Consider the following 19642-nt stretch of genomic DNA (forward strand, 5'->3'; position numbering starts at 1 on the left):
ATCAGCGGCCTAGCTTGAGGGTATCGATGATGAGCGACTTCGCGGTGTTCATCACTTCGATGTTGTTCTGGTAGCTGCGGGCGGTCTCCATCATGTCGACCATCTCGCGGGTTTCATCGACTGCCGCCTCGAAGATGTTGCCATCCTTATCGGCCATCGGATTGTCAGGGTCGTAGCGCTTGGTCGGCGCTTCACCGGCGGTGACGACGCGCTCGACGTCGACCGTGGACATGCCGCTGGCCGCATCGAAGCTGGTGCGGAACACCGGCTTCATCGTCTTGTACGCGGTCTCCGCCGAGCCGGTGGTGCCGCCGGCATTGGCGAGGTTCGACGCGGTGGTGTTCATCCGGACGAGCTGCGCGGACATCGCGCGGCCGGCGACCTGAAAAATCGTCATGGGCTGATTGGACATCTTATTCCCCCTTCAGCGCGCGCGTAATCTGGCCGATCCGCCCGTTCAGAAACGACAGGGTCGTCTGATACTGGACGGCGTTCTCGGCGAACGCGGTCTGCTCCTGGCTCAGCTCGACGGTGTTGCCATCCATCGAGGTCTGCGTCGGCACGCGGTATTTGGTCGCGGCGCTGGTGCTGCCCTCATTCTCGACCGACGCGAGCGCCGACTGGAAATCGATGTCGCGCGCCTTAAAGCCGGGCGTCGACGCGTTGGCGATGTTCGACGCCAGCACACCCATGCGCTGCGAGCGCACCTCGAGTGCCGCCCCATGAACCCCGAAAAGCGTGTCGCCTGACACAAGCCCGTCTCCCGGCGCAACCATTGCGCAACCGGACATAAGCAATGGCCGTGCCAGTTTTTGGTGCGAGGGTGGCGGATGGCGGTTTGCCGGGTGACGGCAAGCGGGCGGCAAGGCGAGCGGCAAGCGGTTGCCGGTGTTGCAGGGATGGCCGGCAAGGCGGTTGCCGGTTGGATCGGTCAAGTCGGCAAACCGAACTCCGACACCCGCCCTATCATGTTTCCCCGCGAAGGCGGGGATCCAGCCTGGGCTCCCGCCTTCGCGGGAGAACAAGGAGAAGAGTGCTGCCGTGCGATGGTTGCGACACCCTTCACCGGAGTGGCGCGCGGGTACCTATCCCAACAGGTCGACCACCCCGGCGACGGCCGGGGCCCAATTGGAGAGGTTGCAGTAACGAAGCGCGCGCTCAGTGAGCGACGTCCCTCAATTGGGCCCCGGCCTTCGCCGGGGAGGTGCTTTGGTGGAGGGATTGAGAGGTCCCACCCGCTCTTTCCTCCCGGACCTGATCCGGGGTCCATTGCTCCGCACACTGGATGCCATCGCCTACCCGGTAGGTAGCCGCCGGAACCGGTCCGGCATGACGGAGACGCCCCAAACCCAATCCGGCACACCCCTTGCATCACCCCACGCACATGATCACGCTCGCCCAACTTCTCGACCCAGCAGCGCTCGCCATCGTCGGTGGCGGCACCGCGCTGGCGGTCATCCTCCGCACCCCGTTCCGCGATCTCGGCCGCGCGCTCGTTGCGGTCACGACGCTCGCCCGCGGTCGGTTCGATGCCGACCCGCTGCTCCAGCAGATCACCGCGCTCGCCCGGATCGCCAAGCGCCACGGCGTGATGGCGCTCGATCGCTCGGTCATTGCCGATGCAGACGTCGCCGCCGCGATCGCCGCGATCGTCGATGGAGCCTCGGCGACAGACGTTTCGACGCTCGTCCAGCACCGCCGCCGTGCCCGCATCGAGCGCCACGTCGCCGCCGCCGACGTCTGGGCCGGCGCTGCCGAAGTCGCCCCCGCGATGGGCATGATCGGCACGCTGATCGGCCTGGCCGAGATGTTCGCGACGATGAGCGATCCCGGCGCGATCGGTGGCGCGATGGCGGTTGCGCTGCTCGCCACGTTGTACGGCGCGCTGTTCGCCAATTTGCTCTTCATGCCGATCGCCAACCGCCTGCGCGCGCAAGGACGCAACGAAGCGTTCGAGCGCGCCCGCATCGAAGCGCCGCTCTTGGCGCTCGCCGAACGCGAGACGCCGCGGGGCTATGTCGCGCCAAGCTTGGCACCGACCCTGGCTACCGTGGCATGAACGCCAGCGACTATCCTGATGCGCCGACCGGCAAGCCGCTCTGGCTGATCACGCTCGCCGACCTCGCCTTGTTGCTGGTCGGCTTCCTCGTGCTCCTGCAAGCGACCCAGCACATCGGCGGCAAGGATTTGGCAAAGGGTATCCGCGAAGGCTTTGGCGCCAACGATGCCGAGCCCGCGCCGATGCCTGTCGCCGCCGCCGGGATCCTCGATTTCGCGCCCGGCTCGGCGATCTTGCCGACCACGCCCGGCGCGCTCGTCGCCTGGGCGCGGGAAGCGGCACGCGATCCCCGCGTGATGCTCACGGTTACCGGATCCACCGACGGTACGCCAGGCGATATCGATCGCGTCACCGGTAGCGCCGCGATCCTCGCCGCCGACCGCGCGCGCACCGTCGCCGCCGCGCTCGCCGCGGTCGCGCCGTCTCGTGTCGCGATCGTCACCGCCACCAAACCCGGCCGCCGCGCCGCGATCGTCTCCGTCGCCTTTGTCGGCGAACTCCAAACGGGACCAGTTCGAAGGACACCGCAATGATCATCCCGTTCCTGCTCATGGCCGCGAGCTTCCAGGATACCGCCGCGCTCGATCGCTCGGTCACCGCGTTTACCGGGCGCCCGATCGGCGCCGAGGGTGGCGCACGCACGCCCGTCGATGTCCGGCTGCGGCTCGCGACCTGCCCGACGGTGTCGCTGTCGTGGCGTACCGAACAGCATGATGCGGTTGTCGTCTCGTGCGAAGGGCCATCATGGCGGATCTTCGTGCCCGTGATCCGGCCGGCAAACGCTCCCGCCGCGATTGCCGCGTCGTTCGTACCCGTGGCCAAGGCCGCGCCGGTCATCAAGCGCGGCGATCCGATCGTGATCGAGGCTGGCACCGAGGGCTTCTCGATCAGCCGCGAAGGCGTCGCGATGGGCGATGCCGCGCCCGGCGGGCGCTTCATGGTCAAGGTGGACGCGACGCGAACGCCGGTCCAGGCGATCGCCGTGGAGGCGGGGCGCGCGACTTTGCCCGGCTGGTCGAACTAAATTTTCGAACAGATTAATTTTGCTAAAGCTTTTCGCGGTGCGGTCGTTTCTTTTCATGTCAGCGCAAACCAGAGGATGCGGACATGGTGGACTCGATCGGTGCGAAGCCGTCAGTAGCAGGAGATCGCTCCGTCGCGCGCGTCGCCGCCGCGACGCCGACGACGCCCGTTCAGGCTCCGGTACAGCCCTCGCCGCAAGCCGCGGCACAGGCGCAAAACCCGGTCCTCTCGGACTCGTTGGCACTGGCCAGGACGATGGCATCGTCGCCGCCGATCAACGCGACGCGCGTTGCCGAGATCAAGAAGGCGATCGCCAGCGGCACCTTCCCCATCCTTCCCGCGACCATCGCCGATCGGCTGATGGCGCTCAGCCTCGCCTGGAATTCCAATGAAGCGGCGTGAAGCCCTGATCCGCGTGATCGACTCGCTGCATGCCGAGATCGCCGCGCTGAAGTCGAACGACGTCGCCAGCCTCGAGCGCGCGACCGCGGACAAGCTCGCCGGGATCGAACAGGTCGCGCTGCTCGGCACCGGGCCTGCGGGCACCGAGATCCGCGAGCTGGCCGACGAGGCGAACCGGCTCAACGAGACGTGCCGGATCTACACCAATTTGATGGCGGCAAATGTTCGCCGCCGCCTGCAAACCCTGACCGGCGACGGTGCCGTTGCCGGGTACCGGCCGGGACTTAGGGCAGCGTACGCGTAACATCGCGACCGTCTGACACGGGCCCCCTTCCCCCAAATGTCCGTCACCCCAGCGAAAGCTGGGGTATCCCCGTGATAGGGCGCATCCTTGCAGCGGGAGACCCCAGCTTTCGCTGGGGTGACGGAGTTTGGGGACGGTGCTCCGAGAGAGCGCCGTATCGCCGATCTTAAGATTAGAGCCCCAAAGTCGAAACTGGCACGCCCCTTGCTGAGGATCCCTTGAACCAGGGGCACCGCACACGGGCATGACCGTCAATCCTATCACTACCGGCCGTATCCAGTCCGCGATCGCGCTTGCGAGCAGCAAGACGGGCGTGGATTTCGACTATCTGCTGGGCCAGGCGAAGCTCGAGAGCGGGCTCAACGCCAACGCCAAGGCCGGCACGTCGAGCGCCTCCGGCCTCTACCAGTTCATCGAACAGAGCTGGCTCTCCGTCGTCAAGAAGCACGGCGCCGAGCACGGCATGGCGTGGGCCGCGAACAGCATCGGCCAGTCGTCGAGCGGCCGCCTCTCGGTCGGCGACGCCGGCACCAAGGCGGCGATCCTCGCACTCCGCAACGATCCCAACGCCGCCTCGCTGATGGCCGCCGAATACGCCTCGGACAACAAGGCCTCGCTCGAAGGCACGCTGAACCGCCCGGCGTCGGGCACCGACCTGTATATGGCGCACTTCATGGGTCTCGGTGGCGCGACCAAGTTCCTCAAGACGATGCAGGCCAACCCGCAGGCGAGCGGCGCCGCGCTCTTCCCCGCCGCGGCGCGCGCGAACCATAATGTCTTCTACGATTCGAACAACCAGCCACGTACGCTGTCGGCGATCTACGACCGGTTTGCCGACAAGCTCGGCGGTGCCGCCGCCGGGGCAAGCGCGACCGCGACGCCCGCCAACTACGCCGCGCAGGCGCTCGACATGAATGGCAGCACGGTCATCACCGGCAACAACGAAAGCGCCGATGACGCGCTGGCCTGGGCAACTACCGCGATGGGCAGGTTCACCGGCAAGACGACGCAGGCCGCCGCGAGCATCCTGCGCCCGACGCCCGACACCGCGCGCCTCGCCTACATGATGCTCGCACGGTTGGGCGGCTAAGCCATGAACCGCATCCTCTCCAATGCTCGCGCGTCGGTCCTGCCGCTCGCGATTCTGCTGCTCGTGCTCGTCATGGTCGTGCCGATCCCGGCGTTCATGCTCGACATCTTCTTCGTGGCGAACATCGCGATCAGCCTCGCCGTGCTGATGGTCGCCTTGAACGCGCAGAAGCCGCTCGATTTCTCCGCCTTCCCGACCGTCCTCCTGTTCGCCACGCTGTTCCGCCTCGGCCTGAACGTCGCCTCGACCCGCATCGTGCTGGTCCACGGCCATGAGGGCGAGAGCGCGGCGGGCCATGTCATCGAAGCGTTCGGCACGTTCCTGATCGGCGGCGATTACGTCGTCGGCATCTTCGTCTTCGCGATCCTGATGATCATCAACATGATCGTCGTTACCAAGGGCGCCGGTCGCGTGTCCGAAGTCAGCGCGCGCTTCACGCTCGACGCGCTGCCCGGCAAGCAGATGGCGATCGATGCCGACTTGAACGCGGGCCTCATCACGCCCGACGAAGCCAAGGCGCGCCGCGTCGAAGTCTCGACCGAAGCCGATTTCTACGGCTCGATGGACGGCTCGTCGAAGTTCGTGAAGGGCGATGCGGTCGCCGCCATGCTGATCCTCGCCGCCAACATCATCGGCGGGCTGATCCTCGGCCCCGTCAGCCACGGCATGACGATCGCCGATGCGGCGCACAATTACATCCTGCTCGCGATCGGCGACGCGCTCGTTGCGCAGCTGCCGTCGCTGATGCTCTCGATCGCCGCCGCCTCGATCGTCACGCGCGTCACCTCCGATAAGGATCTTGCCGGCCAGATCGGCGGCCAGTTCGGCAGCCCACGCACCTGGACGCCGGTCGCGGTCATCCTCGCGCTACTCGGCATCCTGCCCGGCATGCCGCACATGGTGATCCTGCCGGCGGCGGCAATCGCCGGGTTCGCCGCGTGGAAGCTGCGCCAGATCGAGCGCCGCCCTGCCCCCGTCGTGGTCGTCCCCGTCGAGACGATCGACCAGTCGAAGATCGGCTGGGAGGAAGTCACCGACGGCATGCATGTCAACCTCGACATCGGCTACGGCCTGGTGCCGCTCGCCGACGAGCGTCGCGGGTCGCCGCTGATGGGGCGGATCACCGGCGTCCGTCGCCAGCTGTCGAAGGAACTGGGCTTCGTCGTGCCGCAGGTCCGCGTCCGCGACGACATCAACCTCGCGCCGTACGTCTACCGCATCCTCGTCAACGGCGTCGTCGTCGGCGAGGACACCGTGTCGCCCGACGAGATGCTCGCGCTCGACACCGGGCAGGCGTTCGGCGACCTGTTCGGCAAGAAGGTCAAGGATCCGACCTTCGGGCTCGACGCGACCTGGGTCGACGCGGGCGATGCCGATGCCGCGACCGGTGCAGGCTATCTCGTGGTCGATCCCGGCACCGTGATGGCGACGCATCTCAACCACCTGCTCGGCCAGAACGCGTCCGACCTGCTCGGCCAGGACGAAGTGCAGGCGCTGCTCGATGGTCTCAAGGAGCGCGCCGCGCAGCTGGTCGCCGCACTCGCACCGCTGCCGATCACGACGCTGACGCAGGTGCTAAAAGGCCTGCTCGCGGAGAACGTCCCGCTCAAGGAATTCCGTCGCATCGCCGGCGCGATCGCGGTCGCGGCGCAGCGCACGCAGGACGCCGAGGAGATCATCGAGACGATCCGTCCCGAGCTCGGCGCGCTCATCATCCAGAAACTGTGCGGCGTGCGCGAACCGCTGCGCGTCATGACGTTGGAGGGTCAATTGGAAGGTCTGCTCGGCCAGGCGATGCGCGCCGATCAATCGCGCCGCCACGTCATCGAACCCGATCTCGGCCGCCGCATCGTCGAGGCGCTGCAACGCGCCGCCGAACCGCTGATCGCCGAGGCGAAACCGTTCGCGCTGGTCGTCCAGCCGACCATCCGCATCGCCATCCGCAAGCTCGTGCGGACATGCCTGCCCGACACGCCGGTGATGTCGTTCTTCGAAGTGCCCGAGGAGAAGGCGGTCGAAGTCGTCGCGGTCATCGGCGCCTCGCAGCAGGCGCTGGCGGCATGAGCGCGCTCCCGATGCGCGGCGCGTTCGCCGATGCGCAGCCCTATACAGGCCAGCCGCTCACCTACCGCCCACACCAACGCCCCGGCGGCGACGCCGACCAGTTGGTGAAACAGCACCTCCCGCTGGTCCGCCGGATCGCCTGGCACGTTCACGGCAGCATGAGCAGCAGCGTCGAGGTCGAGGATCTGATCCAGGTCGGCCTGGTCGCGCTGGTCGAGGCCGCCGCGAATTTCGACGAGCGTGGCATGCCGTTCAAGACCTACCTCATCACCCGCCTACGCGGCAGCATGATCGACGAACTCCGCCGCCAGGCCACGAGCACGCGCGGCGCGATGCGCCGCCGCCGCCAATATGCCGAGGCGATCTCGACGCTAACCGCCCGCACGGGCAAGGCTCCCGGAGAAGACATGATCGCAGAGCATATCGGCATAACGATCGAGAAACTCCGCACCGACTACGTCACCGCCGACGCGATCCGCTTCGACTCGATCGACGAGATGTATGCGGACGACCTCCCCTGGTTCGCCGACGATACCCCGGATGCATTCGAGCAACTTGCCGACAGCGACCTGCGCGAAGCCCTGATCAAGGCGATCACCGCGCTCCCCGAACGCGAAGCGCAAGTGATCCAGCTCTATTACGTTGAGGAACTCAACCTCGAGGAGATCGGTGAAGTGTTCGGCGTCGGCTCGGCGCGCGTCTGCCAGATCAAGGCATCGGCGCACGCAAAATTGAAGAAGGCGCTAGCTCGCGCGGTTTGAAGACCGGTGCGTTAGATTTCGGGCTGGGCGCGCATGTCGTCATCGCGGTGGGGATGGGAAACGCGCGTGCGCGGGATGCCGTCGTGAAGCGTCGCGGTGGGAGCACCCAAAATCGTCAATCGCGCGCGCAGGCTCGCACGCAGGAAGATCGTCTCCGCCGCAAGAAAGCGCCGCGGCGTCGTGCCGAGGAATGTCCCGGAATCGCGCAGAAAGTGCGATGCATCGAAATAGCTGCTGTCGATCTTGGAATAATCGCCGAGCCCTTCGTCCCGGATCAAGCCGATGAACGATCGCAGGAACCGCGCACGGCGCAGCAACATCTTGGGTGGCATGCCGAAATACCGTGTCGCCACGCGTCGCAGTTCGTGCGTCGGCACGCCCAGGCGATCGGCGACATCCTTCATCTCGATCACGCCATCGGTGATCGTCAGCGCGGTGAACGCGCGGATCAACGGCTCACGCGGATTCTGGACCGCGAACAGCGGCGCGAGCATGTCGTCGAGCAGCGGCTTGATCGACGCTTCGTCGTCGAGCACGTCGAGCCCCTCGCGCAGCCGTTCGACGAAGTCCGCCCCAAGCAGCGTGCTCGCCGGGACGATCCGATTGTGAAAATCGCTGGCATGCCGCTGCGTCATACGCGCCCAGCCGAGCGCACTGATACCAATCCCCACCGCGATCCCGCCATGCGTCACGGTGCGGAACGCACGACTGGTCGGTCCATAGAGACTGACGGGATCGAGCGGACCGAACCGATGATTGCCCAGCGATACGGTGATCGGGCCGGCATCGAGCACGATCGAGAGCATCGGCGGCGACGGCAGATACCAGTTGACCATCGCGTCGCGACTTTCGGCCGCATAGATCGCGTAGCCGGTGATGCATTCGGCAAGCGTCCGGTCGGGCGCGGCATAGCGGACGTGAAGCCCGGCCGGCATGTCCAACGCCGATGCGGACAGGCCCCGCGCCTGCGTTCCGCCGCCAAATTGTTCTGCCTTCATTCATCAGGCCTTAACATAGATTGTGGTGCCTTATCGTGCGCGGTTCGCACAGTGCAACGCGACTGGCAATTAAAACACGCGGATCAGGCACTTGCCGGTAAGATTTTGGATAAATCCGGCACTTCCCCACCTTCCATGAGATCATCAACGAAGGAGGATCACCATGACTTCAGCGCGGTAGATCCCCTCTATGCGGCAGGTGCGAAAGATTAGATACGCTATCGTTTCGATACTACCGCTTGACCCTTCGCGATATCCCCGCCCCCACTGCTTGCATGTGCCGCCCTGACCTCGCGGTGCTGCCGCGGAAAAGGCTTTCCCGATATAATAGAGCAGCGCTGCGCGACGAACCGGTTTAGAAGCCAGCGGCAGTGAGTTGCGATCGCAGGTTGAGCCGCTCGCGTTCGGAAATCGGCGGGAGTGCACGCGCGGATTTTCCCTTGCGCAGGCGTTCGCGGTCGGCCTCGCTCGGTTCGACGCGGCGCACGCGCACGGCGGCGGGACCGGCCAACCGCACGCCGAGACCGACCGCGGCACCGCGCGAAAGGTCGATGATCCGCGCACGGCCGACAAACGGACCGCGATCGTTGATCCGCACGATGATGCGTCGCCCGGTATCAAGCGCGGTCACCTCAACATAGGTCGGCAGCGGCAGCGTCGTATGCGCCGCCGTTATCCAATCCGCGCGAAAGCGTTCACCGCTTGCGGTCCGGTTGCCCGACTCCGTTCCGTACCAACTGGCATAGCCGAGCACGTCGTAGTGCGGGTCGACGACCGGCACATAGGTGGTGCCCTTGACGCGGTAAGCCGCGCCCAGCCGGACGGGGCTGTCGCTGACCGGTCGGAACGTACCGCCAGCGCATCCCGTCATCGCGAACGACAAGCCTGCAACGAACAGCGTGGATCTTGAAAGCTTCGGCATGTCGGATCCCGTCGGGTCGGCGCGTGTGGAACGGGGCGTGTGAACAGTACCGCGGCGGCGATGCGGTGCCCCGGCCATCAACGCCGCTGATAGAAGATATGCGAATCGACTGTCGCGACCTTGACGAGCGACGCGCGCCAATAGGGCACCATCCAGTCGGTATGATAGTGCGTTGCCCGACCGACGGGCGCGTAGACATACCCGCTCAGGGCGCGACGCGCAGCGCGTCTGGCCTGCTCCCAGCCGTCATGTTCGGGCCTGCGCACTTGCGAGCCATCGCAGGAGAACGAGAACTGGCACCCGGTCTTGCGGTTCGCGCCTTGGTACACGACGCCGCAGACGGTCTTGGGGAAGCCCGCCGCCCCGACGCGGTTGAGCACGACCTGGATCACGGCGCGCTGTCCGTCACGATCGTCACCGGCTTCGTACAGCGCCACGGTCGCGAGACATTCGGTCGCCTGTTCGCGTGCCGCAGGGCCACCTTTGAAACGGAACCGCGTCGCAGAACGACGCTTTTCCACCGCAATCGGGACCAGTGCGTTGGACGCGCGGGCTTGCGCCATCGTCAGGCGTTGGGGACGCCGTAGATCGATCGTCGCCGCGGGCCAGGGCAGGTCGGTCAACGTGCCGAAGATCGACGCGGCCACCACCGCGACCCCGAGCAACAGCAGCCATTGTTCCGACGACGCGCCGTGCCGCGATCCCCGAGCCCGCGAGTGCGAGGATTGCGCGCGTCGCTTCGTCATCCCGCCCCTGTACCGGGGAAGAGAGTTCAGGCCAACGGGGAAGCCATGGAGCGCCTGTCATCGCGCGAGTCTCGGACGGGCTGAAGCCGCCGAACCCCGACTGTTCGACGACGATCGCGGTGCCGGGCCGGGCCGGGCCGGGCCAGGGCTGAGGCGTCAGTGGCTCGATCGTTTCCCAGACCATGGTGTTCGCTAATTGCACCGCGCCGGTCCGCTTCGCCGCAGCCCAAGGGTTCGACGCGACACGGGTCAATTTGGTGCTGTCGTGAGGCCGGACCGCGAACCGGTCGCCGGGGCGATGACGACTCCGGTTCGACGAACGCCGCTGCCCACGGTCGCCGTCCGCACCTCGACAGCGCCGCCACGGCACACCACATCCTGGTCAACGGAGTGCCGCCATGACCAGCTATCGCAAGACAGAAGACGCCGTCGCCGCGCTGACGCCGGAACAATACCGCGTTACGCAGGAGAACGCGACCGAGCGCCCCGGTTCCGGCGCGCTCCTGCACGTCAAGGACGCGGGGATCTATGTCGACATCGTGTCGGGAGAGCCGTTGTTCGCCAGCACCGACAAATATGAATCCGGTTGCGGCTGGCCCAGCTTCACCCGACCGATCGAGCCCGCCAACGTCACGGCCAAGCGCGACTGGTCGATGCTGATCCCCCGTACCGAGGTGCGCTCGGCGCATGGCGACAGTCATCTGGGCCATGTCTTCAAGGACGGCCCGCGCAGTCGCGGTGGCTTGCGCTACTGCATCAATTCGGCGGCACTGCGTTTCGTCCCGCGGGGCGAGATGGCCGCCAAAGGCTATGCCGCGTATCTCGATCAGGTCGAGGATGTGCCGGCCAAAACCGAGCGCGCGGTTCTTGCCGGCGGATGCTTCTGGGGCATGCAGGATCTGATCCGTGCGCTGCCCGGTGTCGTCTCGACGCGCGTCGGCTATTCCGGCGGGGAGGTCGCCAATGCGACGTATCGCCATCACGGCAACCATGCCGAGGCGATCGAGATCGTCTTCGATCCGGCGCGTACCGACTTTCGGACTCTGCTCGAATTCTTCTTCCAGATCCACGATCCAACCACGGTCAACCGGCAGGGCAATGATCGCGGTGCCAGCTACCGGTCCGCGATCTTTTATACCGATAACGCCCAGAAGGCGGTGGCGCAGGATACGATCGCCGATGTCGAGGCGTCGGGGCTATGGCCCGGCAAGGTCGTGACCGAACTCGCGCCGGTGGGCGATTTCTGGGAGGCCGAGCCCGAGCATCAGGACTATCTCGAGCGCAAGCCGAATGGCTATACCTGCCATTTCGTCCGCCCGAACTGGAAGCTGCCGCGCCGCGCCGAAGCGGCTTAAGTCACGTCGGTTCACCTCGCGACGGCATGGCGATCAGCGTCAAGATTGCCGGGGATGGCGATGTCCGCGTCGCAGTTAGCGCATGTCACGGGTTCACCAAGGCTACCGGGTTGATATCCTCAAAACGTATAGCCGAGCCCTAGCGTCCCTAGCCACTGGTCGCGCGATCCGGCGATGGCGACGAGCGGGCTGTGCGCGATCGAGCCTGCCATGCGGCCATAAGTGCCGCCTGCGACCAGCTTGACGCCATGCAGCAGGTCGCCGGTGAGCGAATAGCTGCCGACCGCACCGAGCGTCCAGTTCTTGAGGCCACCGCTGGCCGTGTAGACGGGGAGTCCACTCGTCGCGCTCTGCGCTGCGGACACGCTGTAATAGGTCTGCGCATAGCCGCGTTCGACGATGTCGGCGGAGGCGAACAGGCCGATCGCGGCCTTGAGCGACAGCGGCGTGACATAGGTGATGCCGGGGCTCCAGATGCCGCTGTCATGAACCCCACTGACGTCGTGGCGATAGCCGAGCGTCACCGACAGCGTGTCGTACGAGCTGCTCAGTACACCGGTCTTGCCGAGGCCGACATAGCCGCCAAGTTCGACCGCGACGTCAAGCTTGCCGAGTGCGCGCACGCGGCGGTCGTCGATGCTGCCGAGGGCGCTACGGTTGAAATTGAGCTGTGCGATCGGTCCGGCCTGGACGTCCCAGACCGGACCCGGCGCGTTCTTGATCAGGTCGACGCTCAGCTGGTTGCCGGCCAGGACGAAGCCATAGCCCTTGATCGTCCCGATCGCGGCGGGTGCCGGGCTGATCCGATAGTCGTTGGAGCCCTCGTAATCGGGGAGTGCCGCGACCCCGACACCGACGGTCACGGTATCGCGGTACGGATCGGCGGGTGCATCCTGCGCATGGGCGGGTAGCGTGGTGAACGCCGCCAATGTGCTGCCGAGGATGAGCGACAGAGTTCGGATATAGGGCATGAGAAGGTCCTTGGTTCAAATGTGATCGGCGCGGTGAGCGGTCAGCCGCCGAGCGCGCGGTGAAGCTGGATGTGCGCGAGCGCGGTGGCGACGCGCTGGCGAACGACGGCCAACTCCGCGGACAAGGCCGCTTGGCGGTCGTCGAGCAGCGGCGAGGCCGCTATGTCGCCGCGGGCGTAGCGGGCCTCGACCATCGCCACCGTCCGGCGACGCGATGCGAGGTCGCGGTCGGACAGGCTGGTGCGCTCGGCGGCGGCGCGGCTCGCCGACAGCGCGTCGTCGACTTCACGCCAGGCGTTGAGAACGGTCTGGCGGTACGCGAGCGCGGCGCTGCGTTCCTCCGAGCGGCGCAGGTCGAGTTGCCGCTGCAATCGGCCGCCGGAGAAGATCGGGAGAGACAGGCTCGGCCCGATGCTCGTGCTGCGCGCGTTCCAGCCGAAATCGGCGAGGTTCAGGACGTCGATATCGAACAGGCCCGTCAGGCTGATCTTGGGATAGAGATCCGCCTGCGCGACGCCGATCTGCGCGGTCGCTGCGTGGAGCCGTGCTTCGGCCTCGACAATGTCAGGACGTGTGCGGGCGACCTCGGAGGGCACGCGCACCGCCGCCGCCGGGAGCGGGCTTTGCGGTTGCAGCGTCGTGCGGTCGAACGGGGCGGTATCGGGCGTACCACCGACCAGGATCGCCAGCGCGCGCTGCGTCGTGGTCGCCCGATGGTCGAGGTCGACGATCTCGCCGCGCAGTGCGCGCAGCGTCTCTTCGGTTGCGGCGAGATCGATCGGCGTGGCGAGACCGCGTCCCAGCAGCGCACGCGCGATCGTGGCGTTGCGCTCGGCGAGTCCGACCCCGTCCTGCGCGATGCGGCGCTCGTCCCACAGGCCGCGCAGTTGAAAGTAGGTGCGCGCGACCTCGGCCTCGACCGACAGACGTACGCCGCGCGCGGTGGCTTCGGTGGCCTCGACCGAGGCCTGCGCCGCCTCGACCTGGCGACGATGGCCACCCCAGAGATCGAGTTCCCAGCTCGCGCCGACGCCGATGCTGTAGAGATCGAAGTCGACGCCCTTGGGCGGGGTCGTCGTCGGGGTGACGCCGAGCAGCGTCTGCGTCACCGAGGCGATCCCCGCGGTGCCGACGCGCTCGCGGTTGTACCCGGCCTGACCCTCGACCTGCAGCGCACCGGCAGCACGAGCCTGGCCGCGCTCGATCCGCGCGGCGGTGATCCGTTCGATCGCCGCGGCGATGTCGAGGTTCGTAGAACCTGCGCGTGCTTCCAGAGCGTCGAGCACCGGATCGTCGAAACTCCGCCACCAGCGCGCATCGGTGCTAGCCGAGACCGGGGCCGCACTCTGCCAGACCGGCGGCAGGATCGCTGCGGGCGGCGCGAAATTCGGGCCGACCGTACAGCCCGCCAGCGCGACGGCGAGCAGCAGCGGTGTCCGTGAGAGCTTCGGATCATGCATTTTCGTGGTCCTCGTCGGTAAGGCCGGATGTGCGATCGAAGGCGAGGGCGTAGAGCGCGGGGAGGGCGACCAGCGTGAGGATCGTCGCGCCGATCAGCCCGCCGATCATCACGATCGCCATCGGCCCCCAGAAGATGTTGAAGCAGAGCGGGATGAACGCGAGCACCGCCGCCAGTGCGGTCAGCACGACCGGGCGCGATCGACCGATCGTCGCAGCGACGATCGCCGCGTGCAGGTCCATGCCCTCGGCCTGGTTATGCGTCACCTGATCGACCAGGATGATCGAATTGCGCATGATCATCCCCGCGAGCGCGATCAGCCCAAGAAGCGCGACAAACCCGAACGGCGCGCCGGTCAGCACCAGCGCCACCACCGCGCCGATCACCCCAAGTGGTGCGGTCGCCAGCACCAGAAGCGTCCGGCCGATGCTTTGCAGCTGGATCATCAGCAGCAGGAGCATGAGCGCGACGGTGATCGGCAGCAGCGCATAGATCGCGTCGTTCGCCTTGGCCGACAGCTCGCCGTCGCCGCCGTCCTCGATCCGGTAGCCGGCGGGGAGCGAGGTCGCGATCGCGGCGACGCGCGCGGCGGCGGCGTCGACGACTTCGCCGGCCTGGACGTCGCCGGTCATGTCCGCCTGCACGGTCATGCAGAGCGCGCCGTTGCGCGTCCAGACGATCGGCTGCTCCGTAATCGCGCCGATCCGCGCGACCTGATCGAGCGGGACCGGACCGCCGGGCGTGCTCACCGCCATGTCGGCGAGCCGCCCCGGATCGCTGCGATCCGGCGCCGTGCCACGCACGACGATGCCGATCCGCTTGGTCCCGCGGAGCACGTCACCGGCCGGCTGGCCCGACAGCATCGTCGCGACCTCGCCCGCCAGCCGCGCCCGATCGAGCCCGAGCCGCGCGACCCGATCGGGGTCGAGATCGAGCCGCACCGCAACCGACGGCGTCCCCCAGTCCGCCTGAACCGCAGTCGTGCCGGGCGTCGCGCGCAGCACCGCCTCAAGCCGCGTGGCGATGGTCCGCAAAACCTCCGGATCAGGTCCGATCACGCGATATTGCACGGGAAAGCCGGCACTCGGTCCGAGCGACAGGCGGCGGACATGGAGCTTGGCCTCGGGCGACGCGTGGTTTGCGAGCAGCCGCGCGATGACCCGTTCACGCGCGTGCAGGTCGGTCGCGACCAGCACCATCGTCGCGGTCGCCGGGTCGGGCAGCGAGGGGCCGTAGGGGAGATAGAAGCGGGGCGCGCCCTGGCCGATATAGCTGTCGACCTGCGCGATATCGCGGTCCTTCGCGATGCTCGCCTCGATCCGCTTCACCGCCGCAGAGGTCGCGGACAGCGACGCGCCGGGCCGCAGACTGACGTCGACGATAATTTCGGGGCGGTCGGATACGGGAAAGAATTGCTGGCGGACCAGCATCGCGCCGGCGAGACTGGCCACCAGCAGCGCCGCGGTGACCGCGACCACGGTCTTGCGCCGCGCCATGCACGCATCGACCAGCTTGCGCAGCCGCCGGTACACCGGCGTATCGTACATCGCGTCCGCATCGTGGTGTTTGCGAGCCTCAGGCAGCAGCCGCACGCCCAGATACGGCGTGAACACGACCGCGACGACCCAGCTGACCAGCAACGCCGACCCGGTCACCCAGAAGATCCCGCCGGCATATTCGCTGGTCGTCGATTGCGCGAACCCGACGGGCAGGAAGCCGACGATCGTCAGCAGCGTCCCCGTCAGCATGGGGAACGCGGTGTGCGTCCAGGCATAGGCGGCGGCATCGGCCCGGCTCGCGCCCTTTTCGAGCTGGACCACCATCGCCTCGACGCTGATGATCGCATCGTCGACCAGCAACCCGAGCGACAGGATCAGCGCGCCGAGCGAGATCCGCTCGAGCCCGATTCCGCTGACGCCCATGAACAGCGCGACGATCGCGAGCGTCAGCGGCACCGACAGTGCGACGACGACGCCGGTCCGCCAGCCCAGCGTGACAAACGCGACCAGCAGAACGACCGTCAGCGCGCAGAAGAACTTGATGAGGAACGCGTCGACCGCCTCGCGGATATTCTGGCTCTGGTCCTGAACCTGCGTCATCGTCACGCCCGCGGGCAACGTCCGGCCGAACGCCGCGGCAGCCTCCGACAATTGCTTGCCGAAGCCGAGCCCGTCGGCCCCCGGCGCCATCGCGATCGCCAGCACCACGGCGGGCTTGGCCGCGTGGCGGACCAGACCGTCGGGGGGATCGGCATAGCCGTTGCTGACTGTGCCGATGTCGCCGACCCTGATCGTACCGCCCGCGCCGGCGATGGCGGTATTCTCGACCGTATCGACACCGTCGACCGCACCACCGATCCGCATTGGGACGCGCATCGACCGCTCGACCACGCCCGCCGGTGCGACGCTGCTGCGCTTCGCCAAAGCCTGCACGACCGCGTCGGGCGACAGACCCAGCGCGGCAAGCCGGCGCGAGTCTACATCGACGTACAGCCGGCGCGGCACCTCGCCGGTGATCTGCACCTTGCCCGCGCCGGGCACGCGCAGCACCGCGTCGCGCGCCTGCTCGGCCAGCGCCACCAGCCGCGCGTTGTCCGCGCCGGTCAGCGTGAACACATAGCCATAGACGTCGGCATAATCGTCATCGGCGGCAACCGTTGCCCCCGTCGGCAGATCCGGCTCGATATCCTTCAGCTGCTTGCGCACCTGTTGCCAGATCACAGGGACCCGGTCTTTCGGCGCGCCGTCCTTCAACGACACGCGGATCGCGCAGCGACCATCGACGCAATAGGTCTGGAGGAAATCGAGATCCTCCATCGCGCGCAGCCGGCGTTCGATCGGGTCGGCGACCTGCTCGCGCATCTGCGCCGGCGCCGCACCGGGCCAGGACGCGGCGACGATCATCTCCTTCAGCGTGAAAGTGGGATCCTCGTCGCGACCGAGCGCGAAGAATTGCGCGGTGCCCGCGGCGAACAGCAACGCGATCAGGAAGCCGACGAGTGCGGGGTGGCGGATCGCCCAGCGCGACAGGTTGAAGCAGTCCATCGCTCAGTTGCCGCCTGGGACGACGCCGGCCAAGACGACGCGCTGCCCTTCCGACAGCGTGTCGCCGCCGCTCGCGACGATCCGCTGGCCATCGGGCAGGCCGGAGACGATCGCGTCGTCGCCGCGTAGCTCGACGAGGTGCACCGGCTGGCGGTGGACGCGGTCGCCAACCATCGACAAGGACCAGACATGCGGCTGGTTGCCCTGCGCGCCGAGCGCAGTCAGCGGCACGCGGATCGTCGCCTTGGGATCGGGGATCCGCAGCGTGAGCGTCGCCGAACTGTTGAACGGGATCTGCGAAACGTCGCCGAGCACGCTGAAACGCGCAGTCCGCATGCGTAGCGCACCATCCGCCGCTGGCCCGACCAGCCGCAGCCGTGCCTCCACGATCGTGTCGGGCGCGGACCAGAAGCTCGCATCCGCCATCGTCCCGCTGCTCAACCGCACGCGATCGGGCAGGCGGACCTCGATTTCGGGCGCGCCCGCGGCCAGCCGGACGACGACACTGCCGGCATCGACCACCGCACCGGACTCGACCGCGCGTTCGGTCACGACGCCGTTTTCGGGCGCGACCAGCACCCCGTCCGCGAGCGTGGCGCAGCTGTGATCGAACGCCGCGCGCGCCGCCTCACGCTTGGCCGTCGCAGCGCTGGTGGTCAGTGCACGGTCGCGGACCTCGGCGGCCGAAAGCGCACCGATCCCGTCGAGCCCGGCCGCGCGTCGTGCCGCGTCGCCGGCCCGCGTAGCCTCGGCCGTCGCGGCGGCGAGTTCGGCACGCGCCTGTCCGATATCGGCGATCGCTTCGGCGCGCGACAGGCGGGCGAGGACCTGCCCGGCGCGGACGTGATCGCCGATCTGCACGCTCAGCGCGAGCACGCGTCCGCCGGTCTTGAACCCAAGCGCGATATCGCGGCGCGGGCGCAGCACGCCGTCGAACGTCGCGGTCTGGCCGCCGGCGTGATGGATCGTGACGACATCGACCAGCGTGGCGTCGGATCTGGGCGAGGCGACCGGCTCGGAGGAGCAGCCGGCGCACGCTAACAGAGTTAGTCCGGCCGCAATGAGCTCGGTCGTCGAGTGGAAAGTCTTCGGCATCGTCGCGTCCCGTTGGTGAACGCGGTCGCCCTGAAGGTCCGGGCCGATCTTGGCCTGCCGATCCTCGAAACCGACCAGTCGTTTTCGGAAACGACCGGTCATCACGCCTGGAAACCGGTGCGGTCAGCCCTCCAGATGCCGCCGTCGGAATGCGCTAGGCGTTTCGCCGAGGCGGTCCTTGAACACGCGGTTGAACATCACGAGGCTGCCGAACCCCGCATCCATCGCGATCGTCAGAATCGGCACGTCCGCCTGGCTCGGGTCGGCGAGCGCGCTGCGGACTTCGGCGATCCGGTGTTCGTTGAGATAGTCGCTGACGTTGCGATAGCCGAGCCCGCCATTGATATGCCGCCGCACGCGATATTCCGGCGTGTCGACGCGCGCGGCGATTCCGCCGATCGTCAGATCGGGGTCGCGATAGGCCCGGTCTTCGGTCATCATCCGGGCGAGCGCGTGCTCAAGCGTCGCATCGAGCGGTTCGGGAACCGGGGCGGTCACCGGCACCTCGCCACCAACGGGGCCTGCAACCGCAATCGGAAAAATCTCCGGGTGGCGCAACCCGAACAGCAGCGCGGTGATCACGAACGCCCCCATGAACAGCCCGGCAGCGGAAGCCATTCCCGACACCGCGAGCTCGCCCGTCGCACGGCCAACGATCTCGCTCCCAAGCAGCCACAGGATGATCAGCCCGATCGACACGACGAAGATCGACCGGGCCTGCCGCCGTGCCTCGACCAGATCGCCCTGCCGGTTGCGCCACGCCAGCCACTGCGCATGGATCGCAAACGCCATGCCCGCCGCGTAAATCAGGACGTCCAGCCCCTCGATTGGCGCGGCCAGTCCACGGCCCTGCAGGCTGGCGTACGTCGTGCAACATAGGAACGCCGCCGCCAGCACCAGGTCGATCGGTTTGGCGCGAAACGCATCGTCAAACCACGCGCGCGCAAAGAGCCAGAACAGCGGGATCGCCGCGCTCGAACTCAGATCGAGCAACGGATCGAACGCGGTCGGCGTGTGCGGCAACCCCGCCAGCGTACCGACCACCGTGCACAGCGTCAGCGCCAGCCCGAACCGGCTCGGCAACGATGCCGGGGCGCGCGCAAATACCACCACCGCCAGCAGCAACAGCCCGATCGCTCCGCCGCGGAACAGCGTGTCCAGCTGCGCGATCGCGTCTGACGCGGGAGAGAGAAGGTCGATCATTACCGGCGGAAACCATGATGCTGCCGGCATGTCTAGCAGGACCGTTGGTACGGCCGGTGCCTGCGGAAACGGTGCATCAAGTGGGAGCCACCGGTACCGCTGGTCGACAACGGTATCGGTACCGGTAAAAGAGGGTCCAAAGACCA

19 protein-coding genes are annotated in these 19642 nt (G+C 67.3%); 9 read left to right on the forward strand and 10 right to left on the reverse strand.

The annotated features are described in order from the left end of the window. Position 1: 1 nt before the first annotated feature. Complete coding sequence (gene flgC / locus QP164_RS13020; RefSeq protein WP_056061586.1) at positions 2–412, reverse strand: flagellar basal body rod protein FlgC; 411 nt, start codon at positions 410–412, stop codon at positions 2–4. A 1-nt stretch (position 413) separates the two neighbouring features. Next, positions 414–776 (reverse strand): flagellar basal body rod protein FlgB, encoded by a 363-nt coding sequence (locus tag QP164_RS13025; RefSeq protein WP_333923405.1) that lies wholly within the window; start codon positions 774–776, stop codon positions 414–416. A 590-nt stretch (positions 777–1366) separates the two neighbouring features. Between QP164_RS13025 and QP164_RS13030 the strand changes: the two genes are divergently transcribed. The 8 genes from QP164_RS13030 to QP164_RS13065 all read left to right on the forward strand — a co-directional run bounded on the left by QP164_RS13030 (position 1367) and on the right by QP164_RS13065 (position 7703). After that, complete coding sequence (locus QP164_RS13030) at positions 1367–2059, forward strand: motility protein A (protein WP_443027442.1); 693 nt, start codon at positions 1367–1369, stop codon at positions 2057–2059. After that, positions 2056–2592: a hypothetical protein gene (locus tag QP164_RS13035; RefSeq protein WP_332754903.1), complete on the forward strand. Its 537-nt coding sequence runs from the start codon at positions 2056–2058 to the stop codon at positions 2590–2592. Before QP164_RS13030 ends, QP164_RS13035 begins: the two co-directional genes overlap by 4 nt. After that, entirely contained in the window at positions 2589–3083 is a 495-nt protein-coding gene (locus tag QP164_RS13040; protein ID WP_333923406.1) for a flagella basal body P-ring formation protein FlgA, read from the forward strand. The genes QP164_RS13035 and QP164_RS13040 overlap by 4 nt, the downstream gene beginning before the upstream one ends. Positions 3084–3166: 83 nt before the next feature. Beyond that, positions 3167–3484: a flagellar biosynthesis anti-sigma factor FlgM gene (gene flgM, locus QP164_RS13045; protein ID WP_332754905.1), complete on the forward strand. Its 318-nt coding sequence runs from the start codon at positions 3167–3169 to the stop codon at positions 3482–3484. After that, positions 3471–3788 carry a flagellar protein FlgN gene (locus QP164_RS13050; RefSeq protein WP_121885744.1) on the forward strand — a complete coding sequence of 106 codons (318 nt, stop codon included), beginning with the start codon at positions 3471–3473 and terminating at the stop codon, positions 3786–3788. The genes flgM and QP164_RS13050 overlap by 14 nt, the downstream gene beginning before the upstream one ends. A gap of 244 nt (positions 3789–4032) precedes the next feature. Further along, positions 4033–4878: a lytic transglycosylase domain-containing protein gene (locus tag QP164_RS13055; RefSeq protein ID WP_333923407.1), complete on the forward strand. Its 846-nt coding sequence runs from the start codon at positions 4033–4035 to the stop codon at positions 4876–4878. A 3-nt stretch (positions 4879–4881) separates the two neighbouring features. Beyond that, the gene (gene flhA, locus QP164_RS13060) at positions 4882–6942 is read left to right on the forward strand and encodes a flagellar biosynthesis protein FlhA (protein WP_333923408.1); all 2061 of its coding nucleotides are present in this window, start codon (positions 4882–4884) and stop codon (positions 6940–6942) included. Further along, a complete protein-coding gene (locus QP164_RS13065) occupies positions 6939–7703 on the forward strand; it encodes a FliA/WhiG family RNA polymerase sigma factor (RefSeq protein WP_333923409.1) in 765 nt (254 codons plus the stop codon). The genes flhA and QP164_RS13065 overlap by 4 nt, the downstream gene beginning before the upstream one ends. Before the next feature lie 11 nt (positions 7704–7714). Here the strand turns inward: QP164_RS13065 and QP164_RS13070 are convergent, their stop codons facing one another. From QP164_RS13070 to QP164_RS13080, 3 genes are all read right to left on the reverse strand, one after another. Continuing rightward, positions 7715–8701 carry an AraC family transcriptional regulator gene (locus QP164_RS13070; RefSeq protein WP_132736561.1) on the reverse strand — a complete coding sequence of 329 codons (987 nt, stop codon included), beginning with the start codon at positions 8699–8701 and terminating at the stop codon, positions 7715–7717. Between the two features lie 355 nt (positions 8702–9056). After that, the gene (locus QP164_RS13075) at positions 9057–9623 is read right to left on the reverse strand and encodes a septal ring lytic transglycosylase RlpA family protein (RefSeq protein ID WP_333923410.1); all 567 of its coding nucleotides are present in this window, start codon (positions 9621–9623) and stop codon (positions 9057–9059) included. A 77-nt stretch (positions 9624–9700) separates the two neighbouring features. Then, on the reverse strand, positions 9701–10369 hold the full coding sequence (locus QP164_RS13080) for a cell wall hydrolase (protein ID WP_333923411.1): 669 nt from the start codon (positions 10367–10369) through the stop codon (positions 9701–9703). Positions 10370–10767: 398 nt separating this feature from the next. Here QP164_RS13080 and QP164_RS13085 point away from each other — a divergent pair, with 398 nt between their 5' ends. Next, on the forward strand, positions 10768–11724 hold the full coding sequence (locus QP164_RS13085) for a bifunctional methionine sulfoxide reductase B/A protein (RefSeq protein WP_333923412.1): 957 nt from the start codon (positions 10768–10770) through the stop codon (positions 11722–11724). Between the two features lie 119 nt (positions 11725–11843). Here the strand turns inward: QP164_RS13085 and QP164_RS13090 are convergent, their stop codons facing one another. The 5 genes from QP164_RS13090 to QP164_RS13110 are packed head-to-tail and all read right to left on the reverse strand — an operon-like array spanning position 11844 to position 19496. After that, positions 11844–12695 carry a MipA/OmpV family protein gene (locus QP164_RS13090; RefSeq protein WP_333923413.1) on the reverse strand — a complete coding sequence of 284 codons (852 nt, stop codon included), beginning with the start codon at positions 12693–12695 and terminating at the stop codon, positions 11844–11846. Positions 12696–12736: 41 nt separating this feature from the next. Next, positions 12737–14155 carry an efflux transporter outer membrane subunit gene (locus QP164_RS13095; RefSeq protein ID WP_132895634.1) on the reverse strand — a complete coding sequence of 473 codons (1419 nt, stop codon included), beginning with the start codon at positions 14153–14155 and terminating at the stop codon, positions 12737–12739. After that, positions 14148–17198 carry an efflux RND transporter permease subunit gene (locus QP164_RS13100; RefSeq protein WP_333923414.1) on the reverse strand — a complete coding sequence of 1017 codons (3051 nt, stop codon included), beginning with the start codon at positions 17196–17198 and terminating at the stop codon, positions 14148–14150. Before QP164_RS13100 ends, QP164_RS13095 begins: the two co-directional genes overlap by 8 nt. Before the next feature lie 3 nt (positions 17199–17201). Further along, positions 17202–18395 carry an efflux RND transporter periplasmic adaptor subunit gene (locus tag QP164_RS13105; protein ID WP_333923415.1) on the reverse strand — a complete coding sequence of 398 codons (1194 nt, stop codon included), beginning with the start codon at positions 18393–18395 and terminating at the stop codon, positions 17202–17204. Positions 18396–18416: 21 nt separating this feature from the next. Beyond that, positions 18417–19496: an AraC family transcriptional regulator gene (locus QP164_RS13110; protein WP_333923416.1), complete on the reverse strand. Its 1080-nt coding sequence runs from the start codon at positions 19494–19496 to the stop codon at positions 18417–18419. Positions 19497–19642 lie beyond the last annotated feature (146 nt).

This window comes from Sphingomonas sp. LR59 (assembly GCF_036855945.1).
In the GTDB taxonomy this organism is placed as follows: domain Bacteria; phylum Pseudomonadota; class Alphaproteobacteria; order Sphingomonadales; family Sphingomonadaceae; genus Sphingomonas.